Raw genomic sequence first — 13,879 nt, forward strand, 5'->3', positions numbered from 1 at the left:
CAAATAGCGAATAAAAGCACAAAATCAACAAAAAACAATCAAAATCACTGTCTATTAAGTAAAATCACGTAAAATAACCAATTAATTTTTGTTAATTAGTCCAAATAACTATATTTAACTTGAATTTTTCTCAAAATGATGTAATTTTACTACATATTGAATTTCTAAGAGGTTTACCATGAAAATTAAAGTTGGCATTAACGGTTTTGGCCGTATCGGTCGTTTTGTATTTAGAGCAGCGGCAGCAAGAGATGATATTGAAGTTGTAGGTATTAATGATTTAATTGATATTGATTACATGGCTTATATGCTTAAGTATGACTCAACTCATGGTCGTTTCAATGGTACTGTTGATGTTGTTGATGGACAATTGATTGTTAATGGTAAACCAGTTCGTGTTACAGCAGAGCGTAATCCTGCTGATTTAAAATGGAATGAAATCGACGTTGATGTCGTTGTTGAATCAACTGGCTTGTTCTTAACTGACGAAACAGCGCGTAAGCATATTGAAGCAGGCGCTAAACAAGTTGTACTTTCTGCCCCATCGAAAGATGATACCCCTATGTTTGTTTGTGGCGTTAACTTAACTGAATACGGCCAAGATGTTGTATCTAATGCGTCTTGTACAACTAACTGTTTAGCGCCAATTGCTAAAGTATTGAATGACAACTGGGGCATTAAAGACGGTTTAATGACCACAGTTCATGCTACTACAGCAACACAAAAAACAGTTGATAGCCCTTCAGCGAAAGATTGGCGCGGTGGTCGTGGTGCAGGTCAAAACATTATTCCTTCAACAACAGGTGCTGCTAAAGCCGTAGGTAAAGTTATTCCTGCGTTAAATGGTAAGCTAACCGGTATGGCATTTAGAGTACCAACTCCAGATGTATCAGTAGTTGATTTAACAGTTAATTTGGAAAACCCGGCTAGCTACGACGCTATTTGTCAAGCAATGAGCGCTGCTGCCGAAGGCGAATTAAAAGGTATTTTAGGTTACACTGAAGATGCTGTTGTTTCTAACGATTTTGTTGGTGAAGTTTGTACTTCTGTATTCGATGCTAAAGCCGGTATCGCGTTAACGGATACTTTTGTTAAAGTAGTTTCTTGGTATGACAATGAAATTGGCTATTCAAACAAAGTATTAGATTTAGTTAGCTATATTCATAATTATAAAAAGTAATTTATATAAATTAAGTTACTTAACTGATATTTACACAGGTGACATGAATCACATTTTGTAATTTTCAGATCAAAAAGTTCAAACAAAAAGCTAGATTTTCATCTAGCTTTTTTATTACTATTTTTTCAGTTTTGTCTTTGTATTAACTTATAGAAGCATTTATCTGCTCTAACACTAATTGTGGGTCAACCGCTTTTGTTATAGGGCGTCCAATCACTAAGTAATCAACCCCTACTTTTATTGCTTGTTCTGGTGTCATAATACGTTGTTGATCATCTTGAGATGAGCCTGCCGGTCTAATACCGGGTGTAATTAGTTTAAACGCTTTCCCTAACGATAACTTTAATTGTTCGGCTTCCATTGCTGAGCAAACCACACCGTCTAAACCACTGTCTTTGGTTAATTTAGCTAAAAAGTTTACCTGTTCAGCGGGGTTTTATTAATACCTAAACCACGTAAGTCGGCTTCTGACATCTTTGGTAAGTACGGTAACGGCAATTAATAATGGCGCATCTTTACCATAATTTTCAAGGGCTTGTTTGGCTTTTACCATCATTTGGCTTCCGCCACTGGCATGTACATTGACCATCCAAACACCTAGGTCAGCCGCTGCCGTAACAGCCTTTGCAACGGTATTTGGGATATCGTGAAATTTTAAATCAAGGAAAACATCAAAGCCCTTCCCTGTTAACGTTTTAACAAAGTCAGGACCAAAATAGGTAAACATTTCTTTGCCAACTTTTAATTTACAATCGTTCGGAGAGATTTTATCAACAAACGATAAAGCATCGTTTTTCTTATCGAAGTCTAACGCAACGACAACTTTTGGATCTAACATGGGATTTCCTATTTTCAATTCTTTACGCGATTCATACCGCGCTTAATAGTACAAATAAAACTTGTGAATAAATAATATTAAATTTAGTAGGCTTTATCTGCTCAGTCAAACGAAGCTAGTTCAAGGAAAATGCACGGAGTTGACACTAGTCAATGAGTACCTTTGACGCCGAAATAGCAAAGTATGACAACGCAGATTAAGACTACTCTCCTTCAAGTCCTCGCACGGGCTTCAATTGTTCCCATTCGTGACACGATGGACATGACCAATAATGTGTTGAACTATTAAAACCACAGTTTCGACAACTGTATCTATGTTTAATTTTTAAATACTCGCCAATTAACTCTTTTATTAAATCTAAACTTGCTTTGTTATCAACATCATCTGCTTGCTTCATTTCCATTTTAACGAGGTGTTTAAAACCACGTATTGTTGGCCTACGCTTGAGTGCTGATAACAAAAATTCTTTTGCTTTTTTATTGCCATGTTTTTTCTCAACATAACTCAAGTATGAAATTAATGCACTAGAGCTTGCCGTTTCGTCATACACTTTTTTAATGAAACGAAAGAATTCATCACTCGCATCAAGATGAAGATAACATTTATGCATTTGGTCTATAACATCGGGGAAAAACTCTTTATCTTGCTGATAAATGTCTTGATAACATTTACAGGCTAATTCACATTGTTTATGATTTTCATAAATCTTCGCCATTAACCAATTAGCCCTACATGAATTAGGATCAAGTTTAAGAGCTTGTTCAAGTAATTCGATCACTTCAATAAATTTGTCTTGTTCAAATGCACTGGTGGCTTGTTCGCAGTAAAAATTGGCTAGGGTGTGCAATAAACGTTTATCATTAAATTTTACTACTAATTTTTGGTGACTAATGCCTTGTTGCCAATCTTTAGTCGATTGAAAAATTTGCAATAAGTAATTTAATGATTTCAAGCCGTAGTCTGGTGACTTTAATAACTTGTTAAACATAGTTTCTGCACGATCATATAAACCCGCACTGAGAAAGTCTTTACCTAATTCGAATACGGCTTGTTGTTTGTCTTTTGTGGGCAAATTACCGTGGCGAACTAAGTGTTCATGCACTTTTAGTGCGCGATCAAGTTCACCTCGTTTCCGAAAAAGATTCGCCATTGCAAAATGAGCTTCAACACTGTCATCTTCAACTTTTAATGCATCTAGTAATGAATCAATTGCTTTATCTTTTTGATTCGACAATAAATAATTCAAACCAGTAGAATACTTAATCGACAAGTCTTGTTTAATCGTTTGATCTTTTTGTTTTATACTATTTCTTCCCATAAACCGACCATAAGCCATGGCGACAGGGAGAAGTAGGAAAAGTAGCTCTATCATTTTATCACTTAAGCTTAAGCCTCGGTTGAGCGTTTTTTGGCTAAGGATTTTTTACCTTTGCGGACTAGTCGCCATATAATGGTAGCGAGTAGACCAAGTAAAAATCCTATCGCGGTGAACAAGCTAACCGCTGCTGCAATAGATAGCTCAACTCTTGCAATCATATAATTTAAGGAAATGATTTGTTCGTTTTGACTACCAAAAACAAATGCAATAGCGAGTAATAGTAAAACTAAGAGTAAAGTGAAATAAAGACGCACGTTGATTAATCTCGTTTAGAAGTTATTGGTAAAGGTTACCATAGCATGGATAGCATATAGATTACGGCACACCAAATGTATGCCGTATATTATCTATTTTTTTTATGGTTTTTGCAATGCAGACAATATAATACGACAGGGTACGACAATCGATAGCCTATCTTTAGTTTCTTTTATTAATCAATCATTACACATGATTATTACTCGATTCATTACTGCCGATTCATTACTGCCGATTAATGATTAACGATAGCTTAGAAAACGACTCGATTACCGACAAAAAATTTACCATTATACTTACTAGCATTCCGACGATTACGCTGCTCACTAATTAACGAATTGAATTGTTCCATTAATTTAATAAAGTTAGGGTTTTGCGAAATAATCGCCATTTCGTTATCCACACTCCCCACATGCTCTATCATTGCAGTTTCAGCTGCAATAGGATCTCGCTCTTTGATGGCAGAAATAATGTTAGTGTATTCATCAACCACGGCACTACTACGCTTTATTCCTATCATCGCTTTTAAATGATTAATACGATCCATTTGAGCTATTGAACTTTCAAGTAATAACCATGCACCTAAAATACCAAAGATATTCAAATAAAGTTTGATGAAATAACTCATCAAGTTGTGCAAAGGGACAAAATACGGCTTTATCATCATCCGTAATAGTCTTAGGAGGCGTTTGACTATACTCGGCAATTATCGAGTTTAGTTTTACTTGTTCAGCTAAACTAATGCCCTTTTCTGCAAGGCGCTTGGCACAAGCACTTTCTAAACTTCCTCTGATGAAACACGCTTCTAAATAGCTTTCAAGGCTAATTGACGTAACATAGCTGCCGCTTTTGGGAATGATAGTGACTAGACGATCATTAGCCAAACGTATTAACGCCTCTCTTACGGGAGTTTTACTTATTTGAAATATTGCGGCTATTTCTTTTTCTACTAACGGCATGTCAGGCAATAAAGAAAGGTTGATAATATTTTCACGTAACACGGAATAAATATGATCAACTAAACTGCCCTCTTGTGGAATACAAGTAGCATTCAATATTTTGTCTATACTTTGAATTTCAAAATCAGTTAGTTTCATTAAAAGCTTGGTGTTCTTCTCAAAGGTGTCATAACGAATACTTATTACAACACAAGTTATTACCAAAAGTTGGTATTTGCGCATACAATAACAGATATAAAAGATAAAAATAACACTTAATTGGTAATTGTAAATTACACGCACTGGTAAGTACACAAAACCACAATTGGTAAAATTTAATATTGCATTTACATGATAAACATATTATAAGTGTTTTTAATATATCAAAACAAAAACTGATATATCAATTAAGGCATGATTTTAATCACTCAATAGTTAGTTGAGTTTGTAGGATTTTATTTGCGCAAAACGATAACGAGATTGATAAAAAATACCGAGTTACAAGTGCCGCGTTAATAGGTTAATAATTGGCATAGTTAACGTACTAAAAATAACCAAAATTATATATGAGATACCAAATGAAGCATAAAAAGTTTACCACGTCAGTTACTTTACTATGCCTAGCTTTAGCTAGTTGTAGCGAAAATAAAAACGTTGAAACACAACAAGTAAGTCACTCAACTCCTGAACAACAAGTACCTGCGAGCAAGTTTGACTTGAGTCATTGGTATTTAACTGTTCCGCTTGATAAAAACAAAGATGGTGTATCTGACATTTATGACGTTGCAGAGCTTGAAACTTACTCTCATCCTGACTTTTTCTATCTAGATAATGATAACAATATGGTGTTTGCAAGCCCTAACCGTGCGGCTACTGAACGTACATCTACCAACACACGAAGTGAGTTGCGTTATATGATAAGGGGAAAAAATCAAACGATTGCTGAATCATCATTAAAAAACAATTTTGCCTTAGTTGATAATCAGCATGCTGATAAATATGCAGCCATTGGCGGAAAGTTAGAGGCAACGCTTCATGTTGATCATGTAGCAAAAAATGCTAAATATCCGAATAAGCCACCTGCGTATTCTGTTGTTGTTGGACAAGTTCATTCATTTCAACTGCCAGATGAAGAACACATACCAGGTTATGGTCGGGGTAATGAGCCATTAAAAATTTCTTATAAAAAATGGCCAAACCATGACAAAGGGTCAGTCTTTTGGACCTACGAAAGAAACCTTGCTACAGATGATCCTAACCGAATTGATATAGCCTATAGTGTTTGGGGCAGTAATTGGGATGACGCTACAGATCCAGGCGAAAACGGTATCGCATTAGGCGAAAAATTCAGCTATACCGTAAACATAGATAAAAACACCATGTATCTTACTTTTACAAGTGAAAATCATGAAACAGTTCATCATCAAATTAACCTTGCTGACAATGTTGATGTAAATGGCAAGGTAGATAATGCCGATTACCCCTTTAGTTACAAAGATGAAACCATGTACTTTAAAGCGGGTGCTTATAATCAATGTAGTACCAAAGATCACCCTACAAGCTTCCGTTATCCTGCATGTCCTGGTACTGGAAATTGGGCTGTTGATGTTAAAAATGGCGACTATACTAAAGTAACGTTTTCTAAATTAGTGGTTAGCTCTTCTACACCAATGTAAATCATTAAATATGTCTGATATAAGTTAGTAATCAACTGAATTTTATATAGATTATTTATAATTGTTATCCAAAGGAATTATTATGTTATTGCCAATTACAATTATTGGTAATAATCTATCGTAATTTCTGTAAGATCCATGTAATCTATAACAACATAGTAAAAACCAAATAAACGTACGCAGTATTTCATTAATAACTGGTTACTCATTACATTTAGGAGAAAAACATGTCGAAGGACACTAAATTACATTTTTATCCCCTGGTATTATTTTTTGCGCTTTTTTCTTTTTCGCAGGTTAGTAATGCCAAATTGGTAAGAACAATAGAACAGTTTGATAACGCTATTGCATCAATAAAACCAGGTGAGGAAGTTGTTCTGGCCAATGGTACTTGGAATGATGTTGAATTAGTGTTTAAAGCAAAGGGCTTGTTGAAAAAACCAATTACGCTAAAAGCCGAAACTCTTTGGTAAGGTAATCATTACTGGACAGTCTAATTTAAGTATCTCTGGTGAGTATTTAGTGGTTTCTGGCCTTGTATTTAAAAACGGCTATACGCCAACAGGCGAAGTTATTTCATTTAGAACGTCAAATGATGACTTAGCAAACCACACTCGCGTAACTAATGTAGTAATTGACAATTTTAGTCATCCAGAGCGCCATTTAGCCGATCTTTGGGTGGCTATCTATGGTAAAAACAATCATTTTGACCATAACACGCTTGTTAATAAACGTAATCGTGGTGTAACGCTTGCTGTAAGACTTAACTCTGAAGGTAGTGAAGATAATCACCATGTTATTGAATACAACTACTTTGGACCTAGACAAATCCTTGGTGCAAACGGTGGTGAAACACTGAGAGTAGGTACCAGTCATTTTTCAACTAAATATTCTAATACTCTTATTCAATATAACTTTTTTGATCGTGTGAATGGCGAACATGAAATCATTTCGAATAAAAGTAGCGGTAATATATACCGTGGCAATGTGATCTTTGAAAGCCAAGGAACATTAACGATGCGACATGGTCACCACACGCTAGTTGAAGGTAACTACATTATTGGTAATGGTAAACCTAACACGGGTGGAATTCGTATCATTAATGAATACCAAACGGTGAGAAACAATTATTTGTCTGGTTTAACAGGTCATCGTTTTCGTGGTGCACTTGTTATCATGAATGGTGTGCCAAATTCGTCTCCTAATCGCTATAACCAAGCTATTGAAGCGATCATGGAAAATAATATTGTTGTTGATAGTGACTATATTAATTTTGGTGCAGGTAGCGATGAAGAACGCACAGCAACGCCAATTGATTCTTCATTTAGACATAATATTATCATGAGCAAAAGCAATCTTGACGTTATCAAATTATATGACGATGTTTCAGGTATTAAATTTGCAAAAAACATTATTAACAACGAGTCTAATGTGCCATATGTGTTAGCTAAAGGTTTCCAAAAAACGCCTTACTTAGTAACAGTAAATGAACATGGATTACGCGTGCCACCCAAAGCATTAGTTGATCAAATTTCATTTGGTGAAATTAAACTTCCAATTAGTAAGCCTAATACGGGTGCTAATTACTATGCTAAAGAAGAAATATCTATCGTATTTCAAAGTGGTAAAACCATCGAAGTTAAATCAGGAACTGACACTCTGCTTACTGCATTAAATGCCAGTAACTCAGGTGATATTTTAATGCTTGAAAATAATGGCGAATACTTGCTGACTAAACTTGCTGATATTCATCACCCTATTACAATTATGGCAAAAAAGGGTAAAAAACCAGTTATTCGCTCACAAAAACCAAGTTTTTTAGTTATCGAAAATGGTGGTGCGCTTGAGGTTGATAACTTGTGGTTCGACGGTGCCGAGTCTCCTGACTATAAAGGCAACAATGTTATTAGAACCAGTGGGCATTCTATGAACATTAATTATTCTTTATTAGTGCGTAACATTAAAGTGACCGATTTAGACATTAATGGATATTTTGATTTTTTCAAAGGGAGTTACGGTACATTTGCAGATGAAATACAACTGATTGACTCTGAAATGAGTAATATCTCGGGTGGAATTCTTGTGTTAAATAAAGAAACTGATGATATTGGCGAATATAGTGTTGAAAACTTAACAATCTCTGGCAATACCTTTACTGATATTAATGCTGAAGTCGTCAATATATACCGTGGTGGTTTTGATGAAAGTACTTTCGGTCCAATGGTGACAGTGAAAAATAATCAGTTAACTGATGTGGGTAACGGTTCAACTCATAGATCAGGTGCTTCTATGTATTTTCATGGTGTTCAAGATCTAAATATTACAGACACCATCTGGAATAATAGCGCTCCACTGAGTTTACATCTAAGTAATGGCGAACCTATCACATTAATTAAAGATGTCGTGATGAAAAATACCAATAAAATTCGTGCAAACAATACTGAATATAAAACCTTAAACGTTGTATACCAATAAATTTAAGTTTTGGATTAATTCTGTTTGGCATTCACTTTCTATACTTCCCAACACCGCATTTAACTGTGAATTGGGCAGTATAGATATTCAACAAAACATAAATATGAACATAAATAAAAAGCTTGTCTGTTGCGAAACACACAATGACTTTTTATAACGCTAGGAACAACATGAATACTAAGTTAACCGGAAAAAATGTATTAATTACTGCCGGTGCACAAGGCATTGGTGAAGCCATTACTAAGCACTTTATTGACAGTGGCGCAAACGTTGCTATTCACTATTTTTCAAGTGCTGATACCGCAAATAAATTAGTTGAATATGCACAAAGCAAAGGCCAAAAAGCCGTTGCTTTGAGTGGTGATTTAACCGATGAAGTGGTTGCAAATTCATTGGTTGAGCAAACCATTACTGCACTGGGGAGTTTGCATATTTTAATCAATAATGCGGGGTCGCTTGTTGACAGAAAAATGCTGAATGATATGGACACTGATTTTTGGCACAAAGTGATGGACATTAACTTAACGTCTATGATGTTTGTGACACGTGCAGCGGCGCCTCAACTTGCTAAGCATAAAAGCAGTAGCATCGTTAATTTGGCTTCACTTGCAGGACGTAAAGGTGGTCATCCAGGCTCTTTAGCTTATTCAACTAGTAAGGGTGCCATTCTTACGTTAACACGTGCACTATCTTCTGAATTAGGTCCTCAAGGGACACGTGTGAATGCTGTTGCACCAGGGTTAATTCTAGGGACTTCATTTCACAACACACATACAACAAAAGCATCGGCAGCTCAAACCATTGCAGGTATTCCAATTCAGCGTGCAGGTGATTCAGATGATGTAGCTCGTGCAGTGGTTTACTTAGCCTCTGAGTATGACGGTTTTATCACGGGTGCTACGTTAGATATTAATGGTGGCGTCTACAATATGTAGAACTTAATTCATGTATCAAGCTAGTGGTATTAGCCGAGTTATTACTTGGTTTTTTATTGCGCTTTTTACCTGATTTTATCTTTGGCAATTTTTATATAGGGTCATTTATGCTTAAGACAGCAGTAATACATCCAACAATCTTAGAAGCGCTCGCTCGCTCAGGTCATTTTGCACAAGTAGTGATTGCAGATGGTAATTTACCTGTTGGCGCTATGTCGGGTCCTAACTCTGTTACGGTACACCTTAATTTTAGTCCTGGTTTATTAGATGCTTTAACGGTACTTAAAGGAATTATTGACGTGTGCCCTATTCAAGGCGCTATTGTCATGGAAAAGCCACCTCAAGCAAACGCGGAAATTCATGATGCTTATAAAGCACTATTAGGTGATGTGTCTTGGGAGTCAATGGAACGTTGGGCTTTTTACGACAAAATTCGTGATCCCTTAACAACCTTAATCATTCAAACAGGTGAACAAAGGCGTTTTGCCAACCTTATCCTTACCGTCGGGGTTGTGAAAATGGCTGAAGAAAATAATTTCTAGCAATGTGAAATATAAATCAAGTACAACCAGTACACGCACAGTGGTTGTTTCTAATATCAAGCTTATTAATGGTAAATATTAGTAACAATAACAAGATCTATTGTCGGCTAACCAATGTGTATAGACGGCAGTAAATAATTTTTTGGGGGGAATAAATGTGTCAGCAATAATTAGAACAATATTAAGTTTTGGACAAAGATTTTTAGCTATTGGTTATACCATAGGTACTGGTAGTGTCACGTCGATGATAGTGGCAGGTAGTGAATTTGGCATGGGCTTGTTATGGGTATTACTATTAAGCTGTTTGTTTTCAGGTGTGCTTATTTATGCCTATGGTAACTTTGCTTTAGTTACGGGTGAAACCGCCCTGTACAGTTTCAGAAAACACCTTAAGTTTGGTAAGCCGATGGCCATACTGATAATTATTGGTGTTACCTTTGGTCAATGGAATTCTTTAATGGGGATATTAGGTATTTCAGCTAATATTCTGTTTGAAATGATCGCATTGTACTTTCCTTCTGTTGTCCCACACAAATATGGCATTGTGATCACTATTGCCCTTGTTGTGATTAGCGCTATGTACGCCATATTGCTGATAGGTAAGTATTCATTATTTGAAAAAATCCTTGTTATCTTTGTTTCTTGTATGGGGATCTCTTTTATTTTATCACTGTTTGTTGTGCAACCTTTACCTGCTGAAGTTATCAGAGGCTTAATCCCTGTTATTCCCGATGTTGAGGGTGGGAAAATGATGGTAGCAGCTTTTGTTGGTACAACGATGGCCGCTGCCACTTTTTTATCAAGACCTTTATTTATTCAAGGCAAGGGTCGGACAATTGCTGACCGAGGTCAACAAAAGAAAGACGCCATAGTTGCAGCTATATTAGTATTTATTATCAGTGGTGCGGTAATGGCTGTTGCTGCCGGTGCTTTATTTCATGACGGTAAAAAAGTAACTGATGTGGTCGATATGGTTAGTGCGCTTGAACCAATTGCGGGTAAAGCTTCCCTTACTGTTTTCTTTTTTGGAACGCTTGCTGCTTTGGGTTATCTTCTGTATTCCCATGCATGTTAATTGCCCCACTATTAATAGAAGATTACCGCTCGGGTAAATTAGACACCCAATCTAAACAGTTTCGTATCATCACTGGTATTGCTGCTCTGTTTGCGTTAACTATTCCAGTACTTGGTTTTAATCCCGTTAAAGGTCAAATATTAACGCAGGTATTTAACGTTTTCGTTCTGCCTTTGGTTATTCTTGGTATTATATTAATGATTAATAACAAGAAATTAATGAGGGAATATGCTGCAGGCTATTTACTTAATTTTGTATTAGGTTTGGCATTTCTTTTCGCGGTATTGATTTCGTATAACGGCATTCTTGCACTTATTGCATAATAAAAGGACTATCATGATTATAATAGTTTGTGGGGTTTCTGGTACAGGGAAATCAACCATTGGTAAGTTATTAGCAAGTAAGTTACAACTGCCATTTTATGATGGTGATGATTTTCATCCCAAAAGTAATGTACAAAAAATGCAAAATGGAACGGCCTTAAATGATCAAGATCGGGCCCCCTGGCTCACTCAACTTTCCACTGAGTTAGCTCAGTGGGAAAGCAATAAAGGTGCTGTGCTTGCTTGTTCAGCACTTAAAGAGTCATACCGAGAAATACTTTCAACAAAATGCAAAGAACCAATAACGTGGGTAGTGCTAAATGGGTCAAAAGCCTTGCTCACTGAGCGGTTAGATGCGAGAAAAGGACATTTTTTTGATTCTCATATGTTGACCTCCCAACTGAATACACTTGAATTACCAGACTACGGTCTGGTGATCAACGTTGCGTTAACACCTGAGGAGATAATCGATACTATTTCTACACATGTACAAGGTTAACGTTTATAAACTAACGAATACATAATCGTTATTGCTGACGTTTAATAACAATAACGATTAACAACGCTGAGCCAATAGAAAAACACAATAATTGATGAGGTACAAATAATGAACCTAAAAAAAACACTACTTCCCTACGGTGTAGTAGCCCTGAGTAGCATTCCTTTAATTAGCATTGCATTATCAGGCTGTAGTCTACATAACAATCCTACCGAAAAAAGCGTCATGGTGCCGGCAGATAAATTTGACTTAACACAATGGAAAATAGCAATCCCCACTGATGCAAATAATGACGGTAAGGTAGATGAAATTAGTGCAAAGGATATACAAACCTTTCAACACCCTGATTATTTTTATTTAGATGCACAAGGAAATATGGTTTTTACAACCCCGAATAAAGCCTTTACAACACCAAATTCAACCAACACTCGTAGTGAACTTCATCAAGTAATTCCGGGATAAAAGGTACTAGCGACTCGCGTAAGAATAACTTTTCTTTAAAAGCTAACAAACATGCCGATAAATTTGCGCAAGTCGGTGGAAATTTACAAGCAACAGTCATGGTAAATCACGTTGCAAAACGTGCAGGTTATCCTGATAAAGCACCTGCGTTCTCGGTTGTCGTGGGGCAAATACATGCAGGTAAGAGTAAAGATTTAGTCGCTGAAAACGAAGGCTACGGTTGGGGTAACGAGCCATTAAAAATATACTATAAAAAACGTCCAGATCAACAATATGGCTCTGTTTTTTGGAATTATGAACGTAACCTAGAAAAGAAAAACCCAAATAGAAAAGATATTAGTTACCAAGTATGGGGCAACTCATGGCTCAACAGTGAAAATCCTGGTGAAGCAGGTATTGCACTCAATGAAACCTTTAGCTATGAAGTGAATGTATACGAGAACATTATGTACTTAACTTTTTCTAATAAACGTCATGGAACGGTTAATTTTGAAATTAACTTAGCTGATAATATTGATGCTAATGGTGATATTGATGTACTAGACCACCCTGTTGGCTATTCTGGCGATGTTCTTTACTTTAAAGCCGGTGCATATGATCAATGCAGTATTAAGGATGATCCTGGCTTTTGGTACCCCAAATGTTTAGGTACTGGTGATTGGAAAACAGACAAGAAAAACGGTGATTATGCACAGGTTACATTTCTGCGTTTAGAAACTGGCTTAGGGGAAAAGCCTCTTAAATAATTGTTTTAGTTATCAATAAAAAACGGCTTATAAATTGATTTATTTTCAATTTATAAGCCGTTTTACTATGCAATATAAGGGCTAATTTACACTTTCGGTCCAGTCAAACTTTACAAGTGTCTTGGACATTAAAAGCATACGCTATTTAAGCTTTACATAACTAATATCGACTTAACGATAGTTAATTAGTGATCGTAATCGATAATTAAGCTACTGAAAGATTAACTCTTTCTCGCAACTCTTTACCTGGCTTAAAATGAGGTACGTATTTGCCACTTAACTCAACTGATTCACCTGTTTTAGGGTTTCTACCAACTCTAGGTGCACGATAATGTAATGAAAAACTACCAAACCCTCTGATTTCAATGCGGTCACCTTTAGCTAAGGATTGCGCCATTAACTCTAAGATTTCTTTAATCGATTGTTCTACATCTCTAGCTGACAAATGACTTAATTTATCACCTAGTTTTTCAATGAGTTCTGATTTGGTCATAAGACCTCCAGTATTCATCTAGCTTCGCGCTAATGAGGTTAATATAAGAGGAGAATTATAAATT

At 36.1% G+C, this 13,879-nt stretch carries 14 protein-coding genes and 2 pseudogenes; 10 read left to right on the plus strand and 6 right to left on the minus strand.

Going from position 1 to position 13,879, the window contains the following annotated elements; genetic code table 11:
* The first annotated feature begins 178 nt into the window (after positions 1–178).
* The gene (gene gap / locus L3081_RS14595; protein ID WP_242286823.1) at positions 179–1,180 is read left to right on the plus strand and encodes a type I glyceraldehyde-3-phosphate dehydrogenase; all 1,002 of its coding nucleotides are present in this window, start codon (positions 179–181) and stop codon (positions 1,178–1,180) included.
* A gap of 142 nt (positions 1,181–1,322) precedes the next feature.
* Here gap and pyrF read toward each other — a convergent pair.
* The 5 genes and pseudogenes from pyrF to L3081_RS14620 form a co-directional block, all read right to left on the minus strand.
* Positions 1,323–2,018 (minus strand): annotated as a pseudogene (gene pyrF, locus L3081_RS14600) (orotidine-5'-phosphate decarboxylase).
* Positions 2,019–2,220: 202 nt separating this feature from the next.
* Positions 2,221–3,390, minus strand: a complete 1,170-nt coding sequence (gene lapB, locus L3081_RS14605) for a lipopolysaccharide assembly protein LapB (RefSeq protein WP_242286824.1) — start codon at positions 3,388–3,390, stop codon at positions 2,221–2,223.
* A 14-nt stretch (positions 3,391–3,404) separates the two neighbouring features.
* Positions 3,405–3,650, minus strand: a complete 246-nt coding sequence (locus tag L3081_RS14610) for a lipopolysaccharide assembly protein LapA domain-containing protein (RefSeq protein ID WP_242286825.1) — start codon at positions 3,648–3,650, stop codon at positions 3,405–3,407.
* 254 nt (positions 3,651–3,904) lie between these two features.
* On the minus strand, positions 3,905–4,255 hold the full coding sequence (locus L3081_RS14615; RefSeq protein ID WP_242286826.1) for an FCD domain-containing protein: 351 nt from the start codon (positions 4,253–4,255) through the stop codon (positions 3,905–3,907).
* Positions 4,215–4,748: a GntR family transcriptional regulator gene (locus tag L3081_RS14620; RefSeq protein ID WP_242286827.1), complete on the minus strand. Its 534-nt coding sequence runs from the start codon at positions 4,746–4,748 to the stop codon at positions 4,215–4,217. Before L3081_RS14620 ends, L3081_RS14615 begins: the two co-directional genes overlap by 41 nt.
* A gap of 419 nt (positions 4,749–5,167) precedes the next feature.
* On the opposite strand from L3081_RS14620, the gene L3081_RS14625 reads away from it, so the two are divergent.
* From L3081_RS14625 to L3081_RS14655, 9 genes and pseudogenes are all read left to right on the plus strand, one after another.
* The gene (locus tag L3081_RS14625; RefSeq protein ID WP_242286828.1) at positions 5,168–6,265 is read left to right on the plus strand and encodes a polysaccharide lyase family 7 protein; all 1,098 of its coding nucleotides are present in this window, start codon (positions 5,168–5,170) and stop codon (positions 6,263–6,265) included.
* Between the two features lie 227 nt (positions 6,266–6,492).
* Positions 6,493–6,738, plus strand: a complete 246-nt coding sequence (locus L3081_RS27045) for a chondroitinase-B domain-containing protein (protein WP_274620550.1) — start codon at positions 6,493–6,495, stop codon at positions 6,736–6,738.
* A 49-nt stretch (positions 6,739–6,787) separates the two neighbouring features.
* The gene (locus L3081_RS14630) at positions 6,788–8,740 is read left to right on the plus strand and encodes a polysaccharide lyase 6 family protein (protein WP_338027338.1); all 1,953 of its coding nucleotides are present in this window, start codon (positions 6,788–6,790) and stop codon (positions 8,738–8,740) included.
* Positions 8,741–8,910: 170 nt separating this feature from the next.
* Positions 8,911–9,675, plus strand: coding sequence for an SDR family NAD(P)-dependent oxidoreductase (locus L3081_RS14635; protein ID WP_242286829.1), 765 nt, complete (start codon positions 8,911–8,913; stop codon positions 9,673–9,675).
* A gap of 107 nt (positions 9,676–9,782) precedes the next feature.
* Entirely contained in the window at positions 9,783–10,217 is a 435-nt protein-coding gene (locus L3081_RS14640) for an RbsD/FucU domain-containing protein (protein WP_242286830.1), read from the plus strand.
* A 157-nt stretch (positions 10,218–10,374) separates the two neighbouring features.
* Positions 10,375–11,292, plus strand: a complete 918-nt coding sequence (locus L3081_RS14645) for a divalent metal cation transporter (RefSeq protein WP_338027339.1) — start codon at positions 10,375–10,377, stop codon at positions 11,290–11,292.
* The gene (locus tag L3081_RS27050) at positions 11,286–11,615 is read left to right on the plus strand and encodes a divalent metal cation transporter (RefSeq protein WP_274620551.1); all 330 of its coding nucleotides are present in this window, start codon (positions 11,286–11,288) and stop codon (positions 11,613–11,615) included. Before L3081_RS14645 ends, L3081_RS27050 begins: the two co-directional genes overlap by 7 nt.
* Positions 11,616–11,628: 13 nt before the next feature.
* Complete coding sequence (locus L3081_RS14650; protein ID WP_242286831.1) at positions 11,629–12,114, plus strand: gluconokinase; 486 nt, start codon at positions 11,629–11,631, stop codon at positions 12,112–12,114.
* A gap of 108 nt (positions 12,115–12,222) precedes the next feature.
* Positions 12,223–13,322: pseudogene (locus L3081_RS14655) on the plus strand (polysaccharide lyase family 7 protein).
* 205 nt (positions 13,323–13,527) lie between these two features.
* Here the strand turns inward: L3081_RS14655 and ihfB are convergent.
* Positions 13,528–13,815, minus strand: coding sequence for an integration host factor subunit beta (gene ihfB, locus L3081_RS14660; RefSeq protein ID WP_242286832.1), 288 nt, complete (start codon positions 13,813–13,815; stop codon positions 13,528–13,530).
* Positions 13,816–13,879 lie beyond the last annotated feature (64 nt).

The sequence above is a fragment of the Colwellia maritima genome (assembly GCF_022669015.1).
GTDB classification, from domain to species: domain Bacteria; phylum Pseudomonadota; class Gammaproteobacteria; order Enterobacterales; family Alteromonadaceae; genus Colwellia; species Colwellia maritima.

Excerpts from the sequence above, each read along its gene's own strand:
- L3081_RS27050 (WP_274620551.1), top strand. The coding sequence starts at position 11,286 with ATGTTAATTGCCCCACTATTAATAGAAGATTACCGCTCGGGTAAATTA.
- L3081_RS14635 (WP_242286829.1), top strand. The coding sequence starts at position 8,911 with ATGAATACTAAGTTAACCGGAAAAAATGTATTAATTACTGCCGGTGCA.
- lapB (WP_242286824.1), bottom strand. The coding sequence starts at position 3,390 with ATGATAGAGCTACTTTTCCTACTTCTCCCTGTCGCCATGGCTTATGGT.
- L3081_RS27045 (WP_274620550.1), top strand. The coding sequence starts at position 6,493 with ATGTCGAAGGACACTAAATTACATTTTTATCCCCTGGTATTATTTTTT.
- ihfB (WP_242286832.1), bottom strand. The coding sequence starts at position 13,815 with ATGACCAAATCAGAACTCATTGAAAAACTAGGTGATAAATTAAGTCAT.
- L3081_RS14640 (WP_242286830.1), top strand. The coding sequence starts at position 9,783 with ATGCTTAAGACAGCAGTAATACATCCAACAATCTTAGAAGCGCTCGCT.
- L3081_RS14620 (WP_242286827.1), bottom strand. The coding sequence starts at position 4,748 with ATGAAACTAACTGATTTTGAAATTCAAAGTATAGACAAAATATTGAAT.
- L3081_RS14625 (WP_242286828.1), top strand. The coding sequence starts at position 5,168 with ATGAAGCATAAAAAGTTTACCACGTCAGTTACTTTACTATGCCTAGCT.
- L3081_RS14650 (WP_242286831.1), top strand. The coding sequence starts at position 11,629 with ATGATTATAATAGTTTGTGGGGTTTCTGGTACAGGGAAATCAACCATT.
- gap (WP_242286823.1), top strand. The coding sequence starts at position 179 with ATGAAAATTAAAGTTGGCATTAACGGTTTTGGCCGTATCGGTCGTTTT.